We start from the raw sequence: 19471 nt of genomic DNA on the forward strand, positions 1-19471 counted from the left end.
ACCGCCATGGACGCCATGTTCCAGAACGTGCTCCGCGACCACCTGCCCCGCCTGCTGCAGCAGCCGCTCACCGACGACACCCGGCTGCGCGATGCGGGACTGGACTCCATGAAGTCGGTCGACCTGCTGTTCGCCATCGAGGACGAGCTGGGCGTCTCGCTGCCCGACGACGACCTCAACGAGGAGACCTTCGCGACCGCCGGCTCGCTGTGGCGGGCCGTGGACGCCGCGCGCACCGCCGAGGCGGTCGCGTGAGCACCGCCCCCACCGCGCCCGCCCCGGTCACCGGCGCGGCCGGCCGGGGCCGGGCCCCCCTCGTCCTCGCGCCCCTGGTCGAGGAGGCGGCCGAGGTCACCGCGGCCCACGCGCGGCGCACCGACACCGAAGCCGTGTTCCCCCTCGAGGCGCTCGACTCACTGCGCCGCACCCGGCTGCTCGGCCTGCTCGTGCCGAGCGCCGACGGCGGACTCGGCGGCCGGCTGGGCGACATGCTCACCGCCACCCGGCGCCTGGGCCGCGAGGACATGTCGCTCGCCATGGTCTTCGCGATGCACTGCCAGCAGGTGGCCGCCCTGGCCCAGCACGCGAACGGCACGCTGCGCGGGGAACTCCTGCCCCGGATCGGGGCGGGCGAGGTGTATCTGGCGTCGGTCACCACCGAAGCCGGCAAGGGCGGTGCGCTCCTCAGCGCCACCGCGCCCCTCCAACAGCGCGAGGGCGACCTGCTCCTCGACCGCTTCGCGCCGATCGTCACCGGCGGTGCCCACGCGGACGGCTTCCTCGTCACCATGCGCAGCCCCCACTCCGACAGCGAGCACGACGTCTCGCTGGTGTACGCCGACCGCAGCCAGCTCGAGGTGGCCTGTGCCGGCGGCTGGGACCCGCACGGCATGCGGGCCAGCCACAGCGGCGCGCTCCACCTGCGCGGCAGCGTTCCCGGCCACCAGGTCGTCGGGGAGCACGGCCGTTTCCGTGACATCGTCACGCACACCTTCGGCCCGCTCGCCCACCTCGGCTGGAGCGCCGCCTGGCTGGGCACGGCCGAGGGCGCACTGGCCCGCACCGTCGCCATGCTGCGCTCCGGCCGCACCCGCGGCGGCGCCCTGCTCGACTCCGAGCTGCTGCTCACCCGGCTCGCCCGGGTACGCCACCGTCTGGAGGCCGTCGCCGCGCTGCTGGCCCGCACCCTGGACGCGGTCCTGCACGAGGACGTCTCCCGGCCCCGCGTGCAGCTCCTGGTCAACGGTCTGAAGGTGACCGCCTCCGAGCAGTGCCACGCGGCGGTGCAGGAACTGGTGGACGCGGTCGGGCTGCGCCACGGCTACCTGCGGGACTCACCCCTCGCGCTGGAGCGCGCCCTGCGGGATCTGCGCTCGGCGAGCCTGAACTTCAGCAACGACCGGCTGCTGCTGGCCGACGGCAGGCTCACCCTCCTGGATCCGGAGGTGCGTCTTGCCTGACCTCGCAGAGCTCCTGGAGCGCGGCGGTCCCGGGCCGGTAGCGGATTCCGGGCCGGCCGGCGGATCCGGCCGGCGGTTGTGGGCACGGCTGGGTGCGGCGGGCGCTCTGCGCGACATCTACCGGGAGGGGCTGCCCGAGCGCGGGGTGATCCCCGACCGGCTCGGCGATCTGATCGTGCGCGCCGAGGCGCAGGAGGACGCCGGAGCCCTGCTGTCGGTCTGCGTCCAGGCCGCTACCGTGCTGCCGCTGCTGGCGGAGGCGGGCCGGCGCGGGCCGGCCGCGGCGGACGTCGCCCGGCGGATGCTCGAGGGCCGGTGTGTGGTGGCCCTGGCCGCCACCGACAGCGGCCCCGGCTCGGACCTCACCGCGCTGACGACACACGTCGAGGAGACAGACGCCGGCACCGTGCTGCGCGGCAGCAAACGCTGGATCACCAACGCGGTCCACGCCGACCTGCTGCTCGTCCTGGCCCGCCGTCGTCCCGGCCCCCACTTCACGCATTTCACCTGGTACCTCGTGCCCGCCGACGACCCGCGGGTACGCGTCGAGGCGGCGGAGGGCCCCTACTTCACCGGGTCCGGCACCGGGCACATCCACCTCGACGGCGTCCCGGTACTCGCCGGCGAGCCGGTCGGCGGCGCGGGGCGCGGACTGGCCCTGTTCGCCCGGCACATCGCGGTGGAACGCCTCGCCGGCGGTCTGTGGGCGGCCGCGGTCTGCCGCCGGGCGCTCGCCGACACCCGGGACCGGCTGGCGCGGCGCGGCTTGTGGGAACAGCCCGCGATCCGCCAGCGGCTCGCCGGCGCCCTGGTCCGCACCCGGCAACTGCAGGCGCTGGTGCAGGTGTCGGGGGCCGCTGTGGCCGCCGAGCACGACCACACCGGTGCGGCGCTGGTGAAGGCGGCGGCCGGGGAGACGGCCGACCACGTCCTCGGCGTGTGCGCGCACCTGTGCGGTGCGGACGGCTTCGCCGCCGCGGGCATGCAGCACCGGCGCGCGCAGGCCGCGCTGTTCGGGATCGCCGGCGGCAGCACCGAGACCGTCCTGGGCTCCGTCGCCGACCAGGCGCAGGCGCTGCTGGCCCGGCCCGGCGGGGCGGCGTGGTGAGCGCCGCCCCGGCCCCGGCGCGCCCGGGCCCGCCCGGCCGGCCGGCCGGTGACGTCACCGTCGAGGCGGCGCCCGGTGTGTGGGTGGCCTGGGCGCGTACGGCCGCGGTGAGCGAGCACCCCGCCGACCTGGCGGACGTGCGCGGCCGGCCCCGGTGGCGGCGGCGCCAGTCCCTCGCCGCCCGGGGACTGCTGCGTGCTCTGCTCGCCGAGGTGTGTCCCGGGACCGAGGGCGTCGCGCTGAGCGCCGACGTCCGCGGCCGGCCCGCGCTGCAGGGGCTGCCCGCTCTGGGCGTCAGCCTCTCCCACGACGGCCCGTCCGGCACCTCCGGCGACTTGGGCGGTGACCTGGTGGCCGCGGCCGTGGCCCCCGGCCGGCGTGTGGGCGTGGACGTGCAGTTGCCGCCCGGCCCGGATGTGCCGGCCGGCCTGGTCCGCCGGTGTCTGCGCGAACGCGCCGGCGAGCTGTCCTCGCTGCCGGCCGGGCGCCGCGCCCTGGAGTTCGCCTGGGTGTGGACGGTGCAGGAGGCCTGTGTGAAGGCCGACGGCACCGGTATCGCCGGCCGCCCGTGGTCCCTCGACATCCCGGTGCGGCCCGGCACCGGCACCCTGGGCGATCTCACCTGGATCGCCCTGCGTCACCTCAGCGTCCATCCCGTGAGTTGCGCCTTTGGAGATCTCCGTGCCCGCTGAAGCGCTGAGCTGCTACACCACCAACCTCAAGGAACACCTCCGTCTCACCGACCCCGCTGCCGAGCGGCGGCTGGCGGCCGGCTTCACCCTCTCGGTCCGCCGCGACGGTCTCGACGACACCCTGGCCTTCAGCCACCACGAGCGGGTGGCGCCCGACTTCGGCTACCGCGGCGCACGCCGCTGGGAGGACGCCGTGTCGGCGTTGCGGGGCGAGTTCGCCCGCCGGGGCGATGTCCTCGTCGTGGCCAACTGCCGCAATCTGCCGTGGAGTCCGTCCCATCTCGTGCGCGACGTGCCGCACTGGCTTCGCCTCGCCGCCCGCGACGGCGGGCGCTGGCTGGTCGTCGACGACTTCGACGCCCTGCTGCCCGAAGGCCACCAGTCACCGCACCGCGGCTGGGCCGACGAGGGTGAACTGCGCGTTCTGCTGGCCCCGTTGCCCGGCCTGGACACCGTGCTGCACCAGCGCGACGTGTACGCCCTGGGCGGCGGCCCCGCCTGGGTGCCGGACCCGGGCAGCCACCGCTGGCTGGAGCACGGCGCCGGCCGCTTCGACCCGTGCCCCGGCCGGTGGGTGCGCGGCACCGCCGCCTCGCTGGCCCTCCTGCGCGACCTGCTGGCGTGCGAGCCGCGGGCACTGGTCCGCTACGCCGAGGATCTGTGGGCCGCGGCGCGCCATCACCAGTACCTGCACCGTGCCGAGCCGGCGACCGCCGCCGCGTGGGGTGAGCTGTCCCGTTCCCTGCGCTACGCCGCCCAGTCGGCGGCACGCGGCAGGCCCCGCGCCTCGCTGGTGCGTACGGCCTTCGACCGCATCCTCACCGCGCTCGGCCCCCCTGAGGCGGCCGCCCGACCCGCCGCCGTGAGCGCGGGAGCGGCCTGGTGAGCGCCCGTAGCGGGGACCGCCCCGCGACCCTGTACGGGTGGTTCGCCGCATCGGCCGCACGCCACCCCGACCGTCTCGCCCTTCAGGCCGCCGGGCAGGCCCTGACCTATCGCGAACTCGACGACTACAGCGCCCGTGTCGCGGCCGGCGTCCTGCACGCCTGCGGCGGATGGCCGCGCCGGGTCGGTCTGCTGGCCGGCCGGCGGCCCGCCGCGTACGCCGGCTACCTGGCCGTCCAACGGCTCGGTGCCACGGTCGTCCCGCTCAACACCGCCTGGCCCCGGGCCCGCAACGCCTCCGTCGCCCACCGTGCCGGACTCGACCTGGTGCTGGCCGACGAAAGCGGGCAGGCGGGCGAGCTGCCCGTGCCGGTGCTCGACCTGGCCGACGCGGCCGGCAGCGGCGACGCCGGCGGCACCGCTGTCCGCCGCGGTGAACCGGGAGCGCCCGCCTACATCCTGTTCACCTCCGGCAGCACCGGCGCCCCCAAGGGTGTGCCGATCCTCCAGGAGAACGTGGCCCCCTACCTCGCCCACGTCATCGACCGCTACGAGGTCGGGCCCGGCTCCCGGCTCTCCCAGACCTTCGATCTCACCTTCGACGTCTCGGTGTTCGACATGTTCACCGCGTGGGGCGGCGGTGCGACCCTCGTCGTCCCCGGCCGGGACGAGATCCTGACCCCCGTACGGTTCGTCAACACCCATCGGCTGACCCACTGGTGCTCCGTTCCGTCGGTGATCTCCTTCGCCCGCCGGATGCGGGCGCTGCGCCAGGGCGCCATGCCGACCCTGCGCCACAGCCTCTTCGCCGGGGAGCCGCTCACCCTCCAGCAGGCCCGCACGTGGCAGGCGGCGGCGCCGTCGTCGCGGCTGGAGAACTTCTACGGCCCGACCGAGCTGACCATCACCTGCTCGGAGTTCGGCCTCGGCACCGACCCGGGGGGCTGGCCCGCGACCGCCAACGGAACGGTGCCGATCGGCCACGTCTACGCGCACCTGGAGCATCGCGTCCTCGACACCGCGGGGCGGCCGGCCCAGGAGGGGGAACTGTGCGTGCGCGGGCCCCAGCGCTTCCCGGGCTATCTGGACCCCGCCGACAACACCGGACGCTTCTGGGACCTCGACGGCGACCACCCCACCGACCCCGCCACGGCGCCGGCCGGGCGAGCCGGGCCGGCGGGCGTGGTCCCGGCCCGCATGTGGTACCGCACCGGCGACCGGGTCCGCCCGGCCGGCCGGGACGGACTGCTGCACCTGGGCCGCCTCGACCACCAGGTGAAGGTCGACGGCTACCGCGTCGAACTCGGCGAGATCGAGTCCGCGCTGCGCGAGGGGCCCGGTGTGCACGACGCCGTGGTCCTCGCACTGCCCACCGCGCACCACGGCACCGAACTGCACGCCGTGTGCACCGGCGACGATCCCCGCCCCGAGGCCCTGCTCGCCGCACTGCGGGAGCGGCTGCCCGCCTACATGGTCCCCGCCTTCCTCCACGTCCGTGCCGAACTGCCCCTGAACGGCAACGGCAAGACGGACCGGGCGGCCCTCGCCGCCCTGCTGCACGACGCCCCCGCAGCCACACCGGTCAAGGAGCTCCGCTCATGAGACACCGCCCCGATGCGCCCGTGGTCCTCGTCGGAGCCCGCCCCGCCGAGGGCCACACCACCCTGACCCGCCTGGGCATCCCCTTCGTCTGGATCGTCGACCCCGGCGAGCCGCTGCCGCAGGCCGGAGCGGGCGTCCTCGCCGTCCACCGCGCCCCCTACCGCGCCGACCCGACCTCCCTGCTGGAGGTACCGCTGCCGCGCGACACCGCCGCCGTCCTGTCCTTCACGGAGTTCGGCCTGTTCCCGGCCGCCCTGCTCTGCGAGGCGCTGGGGCTGGCGTCGGTGTCCGTGGGCGCCGTGCTGCGCACCCGGGACAAGCTGCTCATGCGCCGGATGCTGCAGGCCGACTGCCCCGGCCCCGCCTTCGGCATCGTCGGCGAGGACGAACCGGACGCGGACGACTTCCCCCTCATCGCCAAACCGGTCCGGGGCGCCGGCAGCCGGGGCCTGCACTACATCGCCCGGCCGGCCGACTACCCGGCCCTGCGCGACGACCTGCGCGGCCTGCTCTGGGAACGCTTCGTCAGCGGCCCCGAATACAGCGTGGAGGCCGTGTCCGGCGAGGACGGCCACCGCATCCTCGGCGTCACCGCCAAGCGCACCAGCGGACGTCCGCGCTTCATCGAGACCGGTCACCAGAGCCCGGCCCCCCTCGACGCGGTCGTCCACGCCCGGATCGAAGAACGCGTACGGCGCTGCCTCGACGCCCTCGGTGTCGACCGGGGCGCCAGCCACACCGAGGTCAAGGTCGAGGACGGCCGGGTGCACGTGATCGAGACGCACACCCGGCCCGGCGGCGACCGCATCCCGCTGCTGACCCAACTGGTCACCGGGCTCGACCAGTACGAGCTGGCCGTCCGCTCGGTCCTGCCCGGCCCGGCCCCCGCCGAGCCGCGGCCCCGCTTCGCCCACGCGGCCGTCCACTACTTCCCCTGGGAGGACGCCGTCCTCGCCGGCCACGCCGACGCCGGCCGCTGCCGTGCCCTCGACGGCGTCGTGGAACTCCAGGTGCACGCGCGCCCCGGCGACCACCTGCCGCTGTGGCAGCACAGCCATCAGCGTCCCGGACACGTCGTCGTCGGAGCCGGCAGCCGCGACGAACTCCACGCGCGCATGCGGACGGTGGAGGAAGCGCTGAGCCCCGTCCTGCGGCGCACGGGCGATCCCGTGCCCGCCGCGCCGCCACTGCTCCCCACGTCCTGAAGGAGTCACCCCATGGGCCTTCCCGCCCCCACGGCCACGACCCTGCCGCCGGCCCGCGGCAGCGCTCCCCAGCACGCACCGCGCGCCGACCGCGACACCTTCTGCGCCGCCATGACCCATCTCCCCAGCGGCGTCAGCATCATCACGACGCAGAGTCCGCAGGGCCCGCTGGGCTGCACCGTCAACTCCGTCATCTCGCTGTCCGCCCAGCCGCCCACGCTGCTGGTGTCGCTCGCGAACACCAGCCGCACCCTGCTCAACGCCCTGCGCACCGGCGGCTTCGCCGTCAACGTCGTCTCCTGGCAGCAGCGGGAGCTGTACGGCCGGTTCGCCCAGGGAGACCCCGTCCGGCGTTTCGACGGCGTCCCGCACTCCCTCCGTGACGGCCAGCCCGTCCTGACCCACGCGTCCGCCGTGTTCACCTGCGCCGTCGAACGATCCATCGAGGTGGGCGACCACACACTCCTGGTGGGCAGCCCCATCGACGCCTCCCACGACGGCGACGCCCGTCCCCTGGTCCTGCACCGCCACCGTGCGCACCAGCTGGACGCGTCCGCTTGACGCAATCGAGGCGCCGGTGCGAGCGGGGCCTACGACGTCCGGCCGTGACCGGCATCACCGGGGCGCGGCCGGTCGCGTGGCTGGAGCGCGCCGGCCGGGCCCCGCTTCGTCAAGGCCGGCAGGACGGGCGGACGTCGAGCAGCTCGGTGCGCAGTACGGGGGTGCCGTCGACGGGCGCCGGGTCCTGCGCAGTGGGTTCGACACCACCGGCGGCGATCTTGTCGAGCGTCTTCAGGCCGGCGGCGCCGACCGTGCCGAACACCGTGTAGTTCGGTCGCAGCGTGGAGTCGCCGTAGACGACGAAGAACTGCGAACCGTTCGTGTCCGGACCGGCGTTGGCCATCGCCAGCAAGCCGCGCCCGTAGACGCGACGGGCGCCGGTCGGATCGCTCGGGGCCGGCGGCAGGTCCACCGGCAGCTCGTCCTTGTACTTGTATCCCGGGCCGCCTTCGCCGGTGCCGGTCGGGTCGCCGCACTGCAGGACCTTCAGCGTCGGGTACGCCGTCAGCCGGTGGCACACCGTACGGTCGTAGAAGCGGTGCCGCGCCAGGTGCAGGAAACTCTGGACCGTGCACGGTGCCTGCGCCCGGTCCAGGCGCAGCGGGAGCGGGCCCTGGCTGGTGCGGACAGCCACGTCGACCGTGCCGCGACCGGGGGTGTGCCGTGGATCGTGCGGCAGGGGGACCGGCCGCGCCGCCGGTTCGTCCGGGGTCTGGGTGTACTGGCAGGGACCGTGCGTGGTGCGCGGCGGGGCGTCGGCGGCGGAGGCGGTGGTGCCGGCCCCGGACACGGCCAACGCTGCCGTCGCCAGTGCGGTCATGAGCGCTCGGTTCATCCTGCACACCCTCCAGAAGATCGTCAGATTTCGGAGCGGTCGCAGTCTAGGGTGCGGCCCGGCGGGCGAGAACCCGCACGCCGGCCATATCAAGCCATCGCGGCGTCGGCATGCGCCGGACGCGAGCGCGCCTCGCGGCGCGCTGGTCGGCTCCGTACCAGGACGGCGGGCCGGGGCGCATGTGCCGCCCCGGCCCGTCGTCGCTCGGCCGCTCGCGTCAGTGGCCGGTCGGTGGGAGGAGGGAGAAGATCCTGCTGCCGTTCCTGGCGATCAGCACGTCCTGGTAGAGCAGGAGTTGGGGCGTGTCCGACCGGCCGCCGGGTTGTGGTTCGCCGGTGTCGAGGTGGGTGTGCCAGACCTGCTTGCCGGTGCGCAGGTCGAGTCCGGACAGGTCGCCGGCCGGGCTGAAGAAGTACACGGTGGCCTGCCTCGTGGACACCACGGGGGTCGCGAGGGACGCCATGGTGTCCTTGCCGGGCATCGTGACGCCCACCGGGCCGGTCCACACGGTCTTCCCGCTGGTCAGCGAGTAGGCGGAGGCCTGGCCCTTCCAGGACACGGAGATCAGCCGGTCACCGGCGACGGCCCAGCTTGCGATGTGTCCCTTGGCCTGGTCGGGCAGTGACGTGCGCGCCCCGGATCCGCTGACGCTGGACAGCTGGAAGTCGTGGGCCGTCGTGCTGGTGGTCGAGGCCAGGACCATCCGGTCGTCCGAGGTCCCGAGCAGCTCCTGCCGGCCGCGCAGGGTGGTGACCTTGTGGGCCTGGCCGGTGGCGGGGTCGAGACGCAGGAGGTCGGTGTCGTGCACGTCCTCGCTGTCCTGGGTGCACAACAGGTAGGGCACACCGCTCAGTACGGCCCGCTGGCACACCTCGCCCTTGGCCCAGGTGTGGCGCCACTTCGTCTCGCCGGTCCGCGGGTCGAGGGCCGACATCGTGCGCAGGGACGGGGTGTTGGCCCAGAGCGCGCCGTCGATGAGCATGGCGGCCTGGCCGGTGCGGTCGTCCTGCGGCATCTTCACCGACCACAGCCGCCGGCCGGTGGCGGCATCGACGGCCATCACGTCGGTGCCGCCGGCGTAGTCCCCGTTGGGCTCGTGCTCGGCCGTGTGGTTGCGGTAGGCGTAGACGACGCCGTCGCGCACGGCGAAGGGGGGGTCCATGCCGTCGCCTCCGCCGTTGACCTTGACGCTCCACAGCCGCTCGCCGGTGTTGGCGTCCATCTTCACCACGTCGTACCTGGACCCGCTGCAGTACAGCGCGGAACCGTCCGCCAGGCAGCCCCGCTCGCCGGCTCCCGCCGCTCCGCTCTGCCACGGGTGCCAGCCCTGCGGCGACACGGCCGGCCGCGCCGGGCGGCCCTGTTCGCCCCCACCGCTCCCCCACGGTCCGAGCATCGCCCCCGCGGCGATCGCGGCGACGGCCACCGCGGCCCCCGCTACCTGTGAGAAGCGACGCCGGCCGCGCCGCCGTACCACCTGCTGCGCCAGGTCCGCCGGCGCCAGTACCGCGTCCAGGGCGACCGCGTGCAGCGTCTCGCGGACCTTGTCCTCCACCCGCTGTGTCGTCATCCCTGGATCTCCTTCGCCGTGTAACTGAGCGGTCGCAGCTGTTCCGCGGGCCCGTCGGGTTCCAGCTCCGGTACGAGCGCGCGGAGCTTGGCGAGCGAGCGGTGCGCCGTGCTGCGCACCGTGCCCACCGGGATGCCCAGGAGCGCCGCGACCTCGGCCTCGGGCAGGTCCTCGAAGTAGCGCAGGACGACCACGGCGCGCTGGCGCTTGGACAGGCGGCCGAGCGCCGCCCACAACGCGATCCGCAGCTCCGGCTCCGCTCCTGTGCCCGCCTGTCCGGCGCCCGCCTGTCCGCCGGACTCGGGCAGCACTCCCACCGTGGTCTCGGCGTGGTGTCTGCGCAGCCGCCAGCGGCTGACCTGCTGGCGGTACAGGATCTGGCGGACGTACGCCTCGGGCTGTTCGATGCGCGTCCAGCGCCCGTAGGCCTTCATCAGCGCGATCTGCAGCAGATCCTCCGCTGCGTGCCGGTCCCCGCCGGTGAGCAGCACCGCGAGTCGCAGCAGCGCGGTGGAGCGCATCGCTACGAACTCCCGGAATTCATCGTGGCTCGAGGCCTCCATCGACCCTCCCCTTCTTCACGCCCCCCACGACGCGGTGAGCCACGCGTGGCTATCCCTCCCCCGGCGAGATTGTGCGTTCCTACCAAACCGGGCCGCCCACCCGCCTCCGCGTGCCCCGCACGAAGCAGGCCGGTGCCCCGCGGAGACTGTCTCCGCGGGGCGCCGGCCTGCTGTCAGTGATCAGCCCTGGGTCCCGCCCTGCGTGTTGCCATTACCGGCGCCCTGGGTCCCGCCCTGGGTGTTGCCGTTACCGGCACCCTGGGTTCCGCCCTGCGTGTTGCCGTTGCCCGCACCCTGGGTGCCACCCTGGGTGTTGCCGTTGCCCGCACCCTGGGTCCCGCCCTGGGTGTTGCCGTTGCCCGCACCCTGCGTGCCACCCTGCGTGTTGCCATTACCGGCGCCCTGGGTCCCGCCCTGGGTGTTGCCGTTGCCCGCGCCCTGCGTGCCGCCCTGGGTGTTGCCGCCCTTGGGCATGGCGGCGTTCTTCGCCGGGCCGTTCTTGCTGGCGTTGCTGCTGTTGGTGTTCTTGCTGTTGCTGTTCTTGCCGTGGTGCTGCTGCTGATGCTGCTGGTGGTGGCTGCCGGCGTGGGAGGCGCTGTGGTGGTTCGTCATGGGCGCGGCCTCCGCACTGGCGACACCGAGGGTTCCGGCGGCTATAGCGGCGATGCAGGAGATGCCGGCGATACGGGCGGCCAGGTGACGACGGGCGTTCAGCATGAGAGATCCTCTGAATTCTTGATCCGGGGGGGGGACGAGGGCCGGTCGGCCTTTCGTGTATTCATTTCAGCCCGCCAGAGCACTCCCGTACGTCCCCCGACCGGCCCACCGACCGGCTGACCCGCACCTCCACCACCGGACGACACCGGACGACGGGCCCCGCTCTCGGACGCGCCGCTTCACGCGTCAGGCGAGGACGTTGACGGCTCGGGCGATGACGAGTCCGAGGATGAGCAGGGAGACGACGGACTGGACCGCCATGACGATCTTGGCCCACGGGGACAGTGGCATGACGTCGGTGGGGCTGAAGGCGGTGGCGTTGGTGAAGCCGAGGTAGAGGTAGTCGATGTAGCGGGGGCGCCAGTGGGTGGCGTTCAGCTCGGGGCTGAGGTGCTGGGGAAAGGCGAGAGCGGGGGTGGGCGGCGCGTGGTGGGCCCGGGCGGCGGGCCCGCCGCTGTCGAGTTCGAAGTACAGCAGGGAGAACGCCAGGACGGTGGAGGCCCACACGCTGCCGCCGGCCTGCAGGAGGGCGTCGGCGGAGTTGGTCTCGTCGCCGCCGTGCACGAGGTCGTCGGTCAGCCGGAGGGTCGACCAGATGGCGCCGCACGCCAGCACGCCGACCAGGGCGATCGACACCCCGCGCAGGGCGTTCGAGCGGCGGCTGATGCGGCCGGGGTCGCCGGCGATCAGTGCCACCAGGAGCAGCCCTTCGACGACGGGGAGCGCCCAGCGGGGCCCCAGGCGCAGGTCGTCGGGCAGCAGCAGGGTCAGCACCGCGGCGGCGATGACGGCTGCGGCCATCGGCCAGCGGGCCTCGCCGTAGGGCACCTGCCGGGGCTCGTGCCGACTCTCGTCGCGGGGGTCCATCGCCTCATTGTGTGAAGGGGCTGCCGTGTCGGCGCCGTGTGACACGCGGAGCGGTGGACCCGCATCGTCGTTGCTGGATGTGCGGTGCTTGCACGCCATATGAACGGCGGAGGCTCCCGCCCCGCGGTCAGGGCAGAAAATCTGTCGCGGCCGTAGTAGACATTGACCGTCCGAGGAGTTAGCGTTTCTGTCGTACTCAGGAAGTCGAAGTGGGCACGGCAGACATGAACTGCCTGCGAGATGTCAGCAGTACTACCGAGTAGCCGAGGACAAGGAGCAAGACGCCATCAGGATCGCCCGGGCGCCGGAGACAGTCCGCCCGGGTACCGCAAGGCCCCGGATTGGAAGGTGGTCCCCGGTCACGCAGTCACGATCCCCGCAGTCCCGCCCTCCCGGGCGGAACACGCGGACAGAGAAAGCCGGCACGGTTGGCCGGTAGATGGTGTTGAAAGCTCGGGGCCCGGTGCGCCAGTACGGCACACCGGGCCCCCCGACGTGCCCCCAGGAAGAAGAGGTCTATGCCCCCTCGCAGTACCCGCCTCGTCGACAGTCTCGATGACGACGACTATCCCGCCTACACCATGGGCCGGGCCGCCGAGATGCTCGGCACCACCCCCGCCTTCCTCCGCGCCCTGGGCGAACACCGTCTGATCACCCCCTTGCGCTCCGAGGGCGGCCACCGCCGCTACTCCCGCTATCAGTTGCGCGTGGCCGCCCGCGCCCGCGAACTCGTCGACCAGGGCACCCCCATAGAGGCCGCCTGCCGCATCGTCATCCTCGAGGACCAGCTCGAAGAAGCCCAGCGCATCAACGAGGAACTGCGGACCCAGGGCGGCCAGCCGCCGCCGTAGGCGGCAGACAGGGCGCCGCGGGGTCTGGGGCACCTCGACCTCGGCGGCCGCCACCTGGGGCCGGACCGTGTCAGCGTGGGTGGGGTGTGTTCACGCGGACCGCCATCAGGGCCACGTCGTCGCTGCCGTCGGGCAGGAGGCGGTCGAGGAGTTTGGTGCAGGTCTCCTCGGGGTCCGGGCCGATCTCGCCGACCAGTGCGGCGAGGGTGTGCAGGGAGTGTTCGAGGTCTTCGTGGCGGCGTTCGACCAGTCCGTCGGTGACGAGGACGAGGAGGGATCCGGGTTCGACGGTGACCCGGTGGGCGGGCGGGTGGGGCAGGCCGAGGCCGAGGAGGGGGCCGTGTTCGCGGACGTAGCGGGTGGTGCCGTCGGGGTCGCGGATCAGGGGCGGCAGGTGTCCGGCGTTCGCGATGTGCAGGGTGTCGGAGTCCGCCTCGATCAGGATGACGCAGAGGGTGACGCTGGCGCCCGGTCTCACCGAGGCCAGCAGGTGGTCGAGGTGGGCCAGGATGGCCCGCGGCGGGTGCCCTTCGGTGGCGTAGGCGCGCAGTGCGTGGCGGACCTGGCCCATCACCATGGCCGCGTCCAGTGAGTGGCCGGCGACGTCGCCGACGGCCACGACGAGTCCGGCGGGGGTGGTGACGGCCTCGTAGAAGTCGCCGCCTATCTCGGTGCGTTCGCTGGCGGGCAGGTAGCGCACGGCGAGGTCGGCGCGGGCCGTCTCGGGCAGGGTTTCGGGCAGGAAGCTGCGCTGGAGGGTGAGGGCGAGGGCGTGTTCCTCGCTGTAGCTGCGCAGCGCTTCCAGGGCCAGGGCGCTGGCCTGGGTGAGCTGGGTGAGCAGGCGGCCGTCGTCGGCGGTGGTGACGGCGTCCGCGGAGGTGACGACGACGACGGGTTGGCGGTCGGCCTTGGCGCGGCCGACGACGACCCGGCGCTGTGCGGGGTCCGTGAGGCGGGGTGGCGCGCAGGGCAGGTCGGGGCCGGCCGGGTGGGCGGGGCGCGCGCCGGCGGCGGGCCGGGCCGGGGCGTTGTGGACCTGGGGGCGGCCGGGGCTCTGGGGGGTGTGCGGGTCTGCCCAGGTGTGGGCGACCAGGGGGGTGCCCTGGGGTGTGGTCAGGAACACCGCGACGTCGCTGCGGAAGATGGCTCCCGCGGCCTCGGCGGTCACGCGGATCAGCGTGCGGGCGTCGGGGGCACTGTACAGGGCGAGGGTGAAGCGGTTGAGCAGGTGGAGGCGTTCGGTGAGGAGTTCGGCGCGGCGGCGGGCCCGGCCGTAGCGGAGGGTGGCGGTGACCGTGGCGAGGAGTTCGGCGGGGGCGACGGGTTCGACGAGGTAGACGTCGGCTCCGCGGTAGAGGCCGTGGGCGCGGTCGTCGACGGTGATGGCGGACGCGGAGATGTTGATGACGGGGATGGCCGCGGTGGTGGGGGTGTTCTTGATGTGTTCGCACACCTCGAAGCCGCTCATGTCGGGCAGGCGGACGTCGACGATGGCGAGTTCGGGCAGGGGGCCGGGGCCGGCGAGGATCTCGAGCGCGCGGGTGCCGTCCTCGGCCTCGGTGACCTGGTGTCCGGCGCGGCGCAGGATGGTGGCCAGGACGTAGCGGTTGGTGGGGGTGTCGTCCACCACGAGGATGTGGGCGGGGCTGGGGTCGCTGTCGGTGCGCTGGGTCATCGGGGTTCCTCGGCCCTGGGGTGCGGCGGGGTGGGCGGGGGCGTGGGGGCTGCCGGGGGTGGCGGGGTGGGGTGTGGGGTGAGGACGGCGGCGAGGTCGGGGGCGGTGAGACGGGTCTTGCTGAGCACGGCCCGTACGCCCGGCAGGCGGGCGTGGTCCACCTGCCCGGCTTCCAGGGCGGTCAGGACGACGACGGGGATGTGCTCGGTGCGCGGGTCGGCGGCCAGCGTGCGGTGGACGGTGTAGCCGTCGGTGGTGGGCATGGTGAGGTCGAGCAGGACGAGGTCGGGTTGTTCGTGTGCGACGGTGGCGGCGGCCCGGGTGCTGTCCGAGAGGGTGGTGACGGAGGCGGCGAGTCCGTCCAGCAGGGGCGGAAGGGTGGCGAGGAAGGCCGCGTCGTCGTCGATGACGACCACGTGTGCGGTCGGTCCCGGTCCGGTGGCGGGGCGGGGCGCGGGGCCGGTGGGTGTGCCGCCGGCCTGGGCGTGGGGGCCGGCGGGGGGTGGTCCGGCGGGCGCCTCGGGGGCCTGGGGGTCGGTGGGAGGGGGGCCGGCCTGTGTGTCGGGGGCGGGGACCTCGGGTGCGGGGGTGTTCTGGGGTGCGGGGGTGGTGAGGCGGGCGGGGATGTCGAGGGTGACGGTCGTGCCGTGGCCGGTCTCGCTGTGCAGGGTCAGGGTGCCGCCGAGGAGTTCGGTGAGGCGGCGGGCGTAGGGCAGTCCGAGTCCGGTGCCGGCCCGGCCGCGCTGGTGGGGGCCCTGGACCTGGTAGAACTCCTCGAAGACGCGGTCCAGTTCGTTCGCGGGGATGCCGATGCCACTGTCGCGGACGCGGAAGACGAAGCGCGGGTCGTCGCCGGTCTGGTCCTGCTCGGTGACGTCGAGGCTCACGTGGCCGTCGGCGGTGAACTTCAGGGCGTTGGACAGGACGTTGCGCAGGATCCGGGTCAGCATGACCTCGTCGGTGACGAGGGGCTGCTGCTGGACGTGGTCGGGGATGGCGAGTTCGACCCGGGGGTGGGCGGTGCCGCGCAGGGTTCCGCGGAGCTGGTGCAGCAGCGGGCGCAGGTCGACGTCGGTGGGGTGGGGTTCCAGGTGGCCGGACTCGGCCTTGGCGACGTCGAGGAGTTCGTCGACGAGTGCCAGCAGGGTGCTGCCGGAGGCCTGGACGAGCGCCACCTGCTGGCGCTGCTCGTCGCTCAGCGGGTCGGCCGAGGCGTCCAGCAGCAGCCGGGCCAGGGCGATGATGGAGTTGACCGGTGAGCGCAGTTCGTGGCTGACGTTGGCCCAGAAGCGGTTCTTGTACTCGTTGGCGAGTTCGAGCTGGCGGGACTTGTCCTCGAGTTCGGCGTAGAGGGCGACCACTCCGGTGTTGGTGGCCTGCAGTTCGCCCGCGAGTTCGGAGTACAGGGCCATGACGCCCGCGTTGGTCTCCTCCAGTTCCGCGTTCAGGCGCTGGAGTTCGTCCTGCTGGCGCTGGGACTCCTCCAGGGCGGCCAGGAGCTGGCCGTTCTGGGTGCGCAGTGCCTCGATCAGGTCGGCCGCGGTGCTGCCGTCGGCGAGGGTGGCGCGGACGTCGGCGGCCAGGTCGCCGAGGGAGGCCGGCGGGGTCTCGGTGCGCTGAGCGAGGACGAGTTCGTGATGGCCGTCCTCGTGCGGGCCGGTCAGACGGGAGTCGTCGAGCAGACGGCCGGCGGCGGTGAGCAGGGGGGTGGGGGGCCGGCTGTCGCCGGGCCAGCGGATGCGCACCGTCACCATGACCGTGTCCGTCTCCTCCAGGCGCAGGTGTGCGCTGAGTCCGGGTGCGCCGAGCAGGTGTTCGCCGGCCTCGCTGACGACGGTGGTCAGCCGGACCAGGGGGCTGCCGGTCAGGCCCGCGGCCCGGCACACCGTCTGGGTGCAGCGGCGCAGTGTGATCACGTCGCCCGGCTTGCGCAGGGCGATCGTGAGGACGTCGTGCGCGGATCGTGCCGGGGTCATGAGGGCCGGTGCAGGGCCACGACGATCCCGGCGTCGTCCCGGCGGACCGCGGTCTGGTTCAGCAGCTGCCCGGCGACCAGGGAGGCGTCCTGGGTGAACAGGCCGGGGAAGTCGTGCGGTTTCCACCGGTCGCTGAGGCCGTCGGAGTGCATGATCAGGGCGGTGCCGGGCGGGAACGGCATCGTGTGGGTGCGTGCGCGGGGCAGATGGGCGCCGGCGATGCCGGGGGTGGACAGCAGTCCGTTGCGACGGTCGCCGTGCGCGAGCAGGGCGGTGATGTTGCCGACGCCGCTGAGGTGGACGCGCTGGTCGGCTAGGTCGATCAGGGCGATCGCGGCCGCCGCTCCGCGGCTTTTGCGCAGTGCTTCGTGCACGTCGCGCAGGACGGCTTCGGGGTTGATGTGCCGGCTCGCGCGGAAGGCGGCTCTGGCCTGGTCCGCGGCCCGGGCGGCGAGGGGGCCGTGCCCGAGGCCGTCGCACATCAGCAGCAGCAGCGCCGGCGAGGGGCAGTCGAGGGCGCGGACGGCCCAGGTGTCGCCGCACAGCTGCTCGCCGGTGATGGGGCGGGTCAGGCCGCCGGTGGCGACGGGCTCGGGTTCGGGTGGGGGGCCGTCCGTCCAGAACCGCGCGCAGACCACGGTGCCGCGGCCGGGCAGGGAGTGGATGCCGCTGACGTCGGCGAGCCGCTCGATGGCGCCCATCCCGATGCCGAGGCTGCCGTAGGCGGAGGTGCCGTCGCGCAGCGCGCGCTGCACGTCGTCGATGCCGGGGCCGTTGTCGAGCGAGAGGCACTCGACGCCGGCGCGGCCGCGGGTGCGCACCACGCGCAGGGCGAGGGAGCCGTCGTGGGCGTGCTTGAGGAGGTTGGTGGCCATCTCCGTCACGCACAGCTCGACGCGGGAGACGCGTTCGTCGGGCAGGCCGACGGCGCGGGCCAGCTGTCCGGCCTGGCGGCGTGCGGCGGCGGCCAGGGCGATGTCCGCGCGCAGCCAGTGGACATCGCCGGCCTCGGCGACGAGGCCTGTGTTCACCGGCCCCACTTCACAATGCGCACCGTGGTGCCTTTCTCGCTGGATGCGATGTCGAACTCGTCGACGAGGCGTTTGGCGCCGCTGAGGCCGAGGCCGAGGCCGTTGCCGGACGTCCAGCCGTCCTGCATCGCCATCTCGATGTCCGGTATGCCGGGTCCCTGGTCGCGGAACTCGACGTAGACGCCGGGGCGGCCGCCCTCGGTGACGAGGGCGGCGCGGACCACGCCTCCGCCGCCGTAGATGAGCATGTTGCGGCCCAGTTCGCTGGCCGCCGTGACCAGTTTGGTCTGGTGGACCAGGGAGAGTCCGCCGCGCTGGGCGAGGGTGCGGACCGCCTGGCGTGCGTTGACGACGTCGCTGCTGTGGTGGACCGTGACGCTCTCGGCGGTGTCGGCGAACGGGCCGTAGTCCTTCATGCGCGGCCTGCGTTGAGGCGCCGTAGCAGTTTCAGCCCGCGTTCGAGGTTGAGGGCGGTGCGGACGCCGTTGAGGGACAGTCCCAGTTCGACGAGGGTCATGGCGACCGCGGGCCGCATGCCGACGACGATCGTCTCGGCGCCGAGCATGCGCGAGATGGAGGCGTTGGTGGCGAGCATGCGCCCGACGAAGGAGTCGACGATCTCCAGCGCCGAGATGTCGATGACGACGCCCTTGGCGCCGGTGTCGACGATGCGGTGGGACAGGTCCTCCTGGAGGTCGAGCACCGTCTGGTCCTCCAGGTCGAACTGGATGGAGACCAGGAGGATCTCGCCGATCTTGAGGACGGGGACGCGGTCGGTCACAGCAGACCCCGCACGTCGTCCTCGGTGTCCCGGGCGATCTCCTTGAGCGCCTGGCGCAGCGCGTCGGCGAGGGAGGAGTTGGTGGGGATGTCACCGAACTCGATGCCGAGGGCCACGATGGTCTGGGCGATCTGCGGGCGGATGCCGGAGATGATGCACTGGGCGCCCATCATGCGGGCGGCGACCACGGTCTTCAGCAGGTGCTGGGCGACCTGGGTGTCGACGGTGGGCACACCGGTGATGTCGATGATGGCGTGCGTGGAGTCGCTCTCGACGAGGGTCTGCAGCAGCTTCTCCATGACGACCTGGGTGCGGGCCGAGTCGAGGGTGCCCACCAGGGGGACGCCGACGACGCCGTCCCACAGCTTGACGACGGGCGTGGACAGCTCCAGCAGCTGCTCGGCCTGGGAGGAGATGATCTCCTCGCGGGTGCGGATGTAGGCCTCGGTGGTGAGCAGGCCGAGTTCGTCCAGCAGCCGGGCGAACTGGAGGTAGGTGCGGGCGCCGTGTTCGTCGGTGGCCAGGGCGGGCTCCAGCACCTCCTTGAGGGCGAAGACGCTGCGGGCCGTCTCGGTGGGGGTGAAGCCCTGCCGGGCCCGGCTGCGGGAGAGTTCGATGAGCAGGCTGCGGGTCTCGCCGAACTGCTCGGCCCGGCTGTTCAGGCCGCCTTCGGTGAGGGCCTTGAGGACGGCGTCGTACAGCTCGCCCAGTTCCCGTCCGAGCTCGGCGATGCTGAGCCTGCCCTGCAGGTCGTCGCCGACGACCCTGGTCCACTGGGTCAGGAACGTGTCCCGCTGGGTGGCCAGTGTCTCGATCAGAGGATGGGAATTGCTGCTGTCAGTGGCCACGTGGTCCTCGTCAAACAGGTGAGTGAATATGCCACGGAGACCATACGCCAGTCGTACTACCCAACGGTCACTTCCTGCACCAGAGCACCACTTCCCCCATTGATGCGACACATGCCTGCCGGTTTCGGGCGGCGGCCCCGGCTCCGGCCCCGGGGTGAGCGCCCGGCCGCCGGGGCACCGGCACACACGAAAACCGGGAGGCATCCCTTGCGGGGTGCCTCCCGGTCGAAGCGGGCGGCGAGGA

General features: G+C 73.5%; 20 protein-coding genes. 9 read left to right on the forward strand and 11 right to left on the reverse strand.

Translation table 11 applies throughout. From position 1 onward, the window contains the following. The first annotated feature begins 6 nt into the window (after positions 1–6). The 8 genes from B446_RS00430 to B446_RS00465 are packed head-to-tail and all read left to right on the forward strand — an operon-like array spanning position 7 to position 7513. The gene (locus B446_RS00430) at positions 7–255 is read left to right on the forward strand and encodes a phosphopantetheine-binding protein (RefSeq protein WP_020937418.1); all 249 of its coding nucleotides are present in this window, start codon (positions 7–9) and stop codon (positions 253–255) included. Continuing rightward, on the forward strand, positions 252–1460 hold the full coding sequence (locus B446_RS00435; protein ID WP_020937419.1) for an acyl-CoA dehydrogenase family protein: 1209 nt from the start codon (positions 252–254) through the stop codon (positions 1458–1460). Before B446_RS00430 ends, B446_RS00435 begins: the two co-directional genes overlap by 4 nt. Continuing rightward, positions 1453–2568 (forward strand): acyl-CoA dehydrogenase family protein, encoded by a 1116-nt coding sequence (locus tag B446_RS00440; RefSeq protein ID WP_202807754.1) that lies wholly within the window; start codon positions 1453–1455, stop codon positions 2566–2568. Before B446_RS00435 ends, B446_RS00440 begins: the two co-directional genes overlap by 8 nt. Continuing rightward, positions 2565–3260, forward strand: a complete 696-nt coding sequence (locus tag B446_RS00445; RefSeq protein WP_202807755.1) for a 4'-phosphopantetheinyl transferase family protein — start codon at positions 2565–2567, stop codon at positions 3258–3260. Before B446_RS00440 ends, B446_RS00445 begins: the two co-directional genes overlap by 4 nt. After that, positions 3250–4146: a hypothetical protein gene (locus B446_RS00450; protein WP_020937422.1), complete on the forward strand. Its 897-nt coding sequence runs from the start codon at positions 3250–3252 to the stop codon at positions 4144–4146. Before B446_RS00445 ends, B446_RS00450 begins: the two co-directional genes overlap by 11 nt. Continuing rightward, the gene (locus tag B446_RS00455; RefSeq protein WP_020937423.1) at positions 4143–5747 is read left to right on the forward strand and encodes an AMP-binding protein; all 1605 of its coding nucleotides are present in this window, start codon (positions 4143–4145) and stop codon (positions 5745–5747) included. Before B446_RS00450 ends, B446_RS00455 begins: the two co-directional genes overlap by 4 nt. Beyond that, complete coding sequence (locus B446_RS35955) at positions 5744–6952, forward strand: ATP-grasp domain-containing protein (RefSeq protein ID WP_078614580.1); 1209 nt, start codon at positions 5744–5746, stop codon at positions 6950–6952. Before B446_RS00455 ends, B446_RS35955 begins: the two co-directional genes overlap by 4 nt. Positions 6953–6964: 12 nt before the next feature. Then, the gene (locus tag B446_RS00465; RefSeq protein WP_020937425.1) at positions 6965–7513 is read left to right on the forward strand and encodes a flavin reductase family protein; all 549 of its coding nucleotides are present in this window, start codon (positions 6965–6967) and stop codon (positions 7511–7513) included. Positions 7514–7622: 109 nt separating this feature from the next. Here the strand turns inward: B446_RS00465 and B446_RS00470 are convergent, their stop codons facing one another. The 5 genes from B446_RS00470 to B446_RS00490 all read right to left on the reverse strand — a co-directional run bounded on the left by B446_RS00470 (position 7623) and on the right by B446_RS00490 (position 12065). Further along, complete coding sequence (locus B446_RS00470) at positions 7623–8348, reverse strand: peptidylprolyl isomerase (protein ID WP_043474410.1); 726 nt, start codon at positions 8346–8348, stop codon at positions 7623–7625. A 217-nt stretch (positions 8349–8565) separates the two neighbouring features. Then, positions 8566–9918, reverse strand: coding sequence for a PQQ-binding-like beta-propeller repeat protein (locus B446_RS00475; RefSeq protein ID WP_020937427.1), 1353 nt, complete (start codon positions 9916–9918; stop codon positions 8566–8568). Further along, complete coding sequence (locus B446_RS00480) at positions 9915–10481, reverse strand: SigE family RNA polymerase sigma factor (RefSeq protein ID WP_020937428.1); 567 nt, start codon at positions 10479–10481, stop codon at positions 9915–9917. The genes B446_RS00475 and B446_RS00480 overlap by 4 nt, the downstream gene beginning before the upstream one ends. A 180-nt stretch (positions 10482–10661) precedes the next feature. Beyond that, positions 10662–11198, reverse strand: coding sequence for a hypothetical protein (locus B446_RS35960; protein ID WP_020937429.1), 537 nt, complete (start codon positions 11196–11198; stop codon positions 10662–10664). Positions 11199–11384: 186 nt separating this feature from the next. After that, on the reverse strand, positions 11385–12065 hold the full coding sequence (locus tag B446_RS00490; protein ID WP_020937430.1) for a DUF1345 domain-containing protein: 681 nt from the start codon (positions 12063–12065) through the stop codon (positions 11385–11387). Positions 12066–12583: 518 nt separating this feature from the next. Between B446_RS00490 and B446_RS00495 the strand changes: the two genes are divergently transcribed. Beyond that, positions 12584–12916, forward strand: a complete 333-nt coding sequence (locus B446_RS00495) for a MerR family transcriptional regulator (RefSeq protein WP_020937431.1) — start codon at positions 12584–12586, stop codon at positions 12914–12916. 70 nt (positions 12917–12986) lie between these two features. On the opposite strand, the gene B446_RS00500 is transcribed toward B446_RS00495, so the two are convergent. Genes B446_RS00500 through B446_RS00525 form a run of 6 tightly spaced genes read right to left on the reverse strand, consistent with a single transcriptional unit; the run spans position 12987 to position 19227 of the window. After that, positions 12987–14591, reverse strand: a complete 1605-nt coding sequence (locus B446_RS00500; RefSeq protein WP_020937432.1) for a fused response regulator/phosphatase — start codon at positions 14589–14591, stop codon at positions 12987–12989. After that, complete coding sequence (locus tag B446_RS00505) at positions 14588–16567, reverse strand: hybrid sensor histidine kinase/response regulator (protein ID WP_020937433.1); 1980 nt, start codon at positions 16565–16567, stop codon at positions 14588–14590. Before B446_RS00505 ends, B446_RS00500 begins: the two co-directional genes overlap by 4 nt. Next, positions 16564–17607, reverse strand: coding sequence for an anti-sigma regulatory factor (locus B446_RS00510; RefSeq protein ID WP_020937434.1), 1044 nt, complete (start codon positions 17605–17607; stop codon positions 16564–16566). Before B446_RS00510 ends, B446_RS00505 begins: the two co-directional genes overlap by 4 nt. Beyond that, positions 17595–18014, reverse strand: a complete 420-nt coding sequence (locus B446_RS00515; protein ID WP_020937435.1) for an anti-sigma regulatory factor — start codon at positions 18012–18014, stop codon at positions 17595–17597. Before B446_RS00515 ends, B446_RS00510 begins: the two co-directional genes overlap by 13 nt. After that, positions 18011–18379 carry an STAS domain-containing protein gene (locus tag B446_RS00520; RefSeq protein ID WP_020937436.1) on the reverse strand — a complete coding sequence of 123 codons (369 nt, stop codon included), beginning with the start codon at positions 18377–18379 and terminating at the stop codon, positions 18011–18013. The genes B446_RS00515 and B446_RS00520 overlap by 4 nt, the downstream gene beginning before the upstream one ends. Continuing rightward, positions 18376–19227, reverse strand: coding sequence for an STAS domain-containing protein (locus B446_RS00525; RefSeq protein WP_020937437.1), 852 nt, complete (start codon positions 19225–19227; stop codon positions 18376–18378). The genes B446_RS00520 and B446_RS00525 overlap by 4 nt, the downstream gene beginning before the upstream one ends. Between the last annotated feature and the right edge of the window lie 244 nt (positions 19228–19471).

Source organism: Streptomyces collinus Tu 365 (assembly GCF_000444875.1).
In the GTDB taxonomy this organism is placed as follows: Bacteria; Actinomycetota; Actinomycetes; order Streptomycetales; family Streptomycetaceae; genus Streptomyces; species Streptomyces collinus_A.

Coding starts and splice junctions, on each gene's coding strand:
- B446_RS00430 (WP_020937418.1), top strand. CDS start 7: ATGGACGCCATGTTCCAGAACGTGCTCCGCGACCACCTGCCCCGCCTG.
- B446_RS35955 (WP_078614580.1), top strand. CDS start 5,744: ATGAGACACCGCCCCGATGCGCCCGTGGTCCTCGTCGGAGCCCGCCCC.
- B446_RS00465 (WP_020937425.1), top strand. CDS start 6,965: ATGGGCCTTCCCGCCCCCACGGCCACGACCCTGCCGCCGGCCCGCGGC.
- B446_RS00470 (WP_043474410.1), bottom strand. CDS start 8,348: ATGAACCGAGCGCTCATGACCGCACTGGCGACGGCAGCGTTGGCCGTG.
- B446_RS00475 (WP_020937427.1), bottom strand. CDS start 9,918: ATGACGACACAGCGGGTGGAGGACAAGGTCCGCGAGACGCTGCACGCG.
- B446_RS00480 (WP_020937428.1), bottom strand. CDS start 10,481: ATGGAGGCCTCGAGCCACGATGAATTCCGGGAGTTCGTAGCGATGCGC.
- B446_RS35960 (WP_020937429.1), bottom strand. CDS start 11,198: ATGCTGAACGCCCGTCGTCACCTGGCCGCCCGTATCGCCGGCATCTCC.
- B446_RS00490 (WP_020937430.1), bottom strand. CDS start 12,065: ATGGACCCCCGCGACGAGAGTCGGCACGAGCCCCGGCAGGTGCCCTAC.
- B446_RS00495 (WP_020937431.1), top strand. CDS start 12,584: ATGCCCCCTCGCAGTACCCGCCTCGTCGACAGTCTCGATGACGACGAC.
- B446_RS00500 (WP_020937432.1), bottom strand. CDS start 14,591: ATGACCCAGCGCACCGACAGCGACCCCAGCCCCGCCCACATCCTCGTG.
- B446_RS00505 (WP_020937433.1), bottom strand. CDS start 16,567: ATGACCCCGGCACGATCCGCGCACGACGTCCTCACGATCGCCCTGCGC.
- B446_RS00515 (WP_020937435.1), bottom strand. CDS start 18,014: ATGAAGGACTACGGCCCGTTCGCCGACACCGCCGAGAGCGTCACGGTC.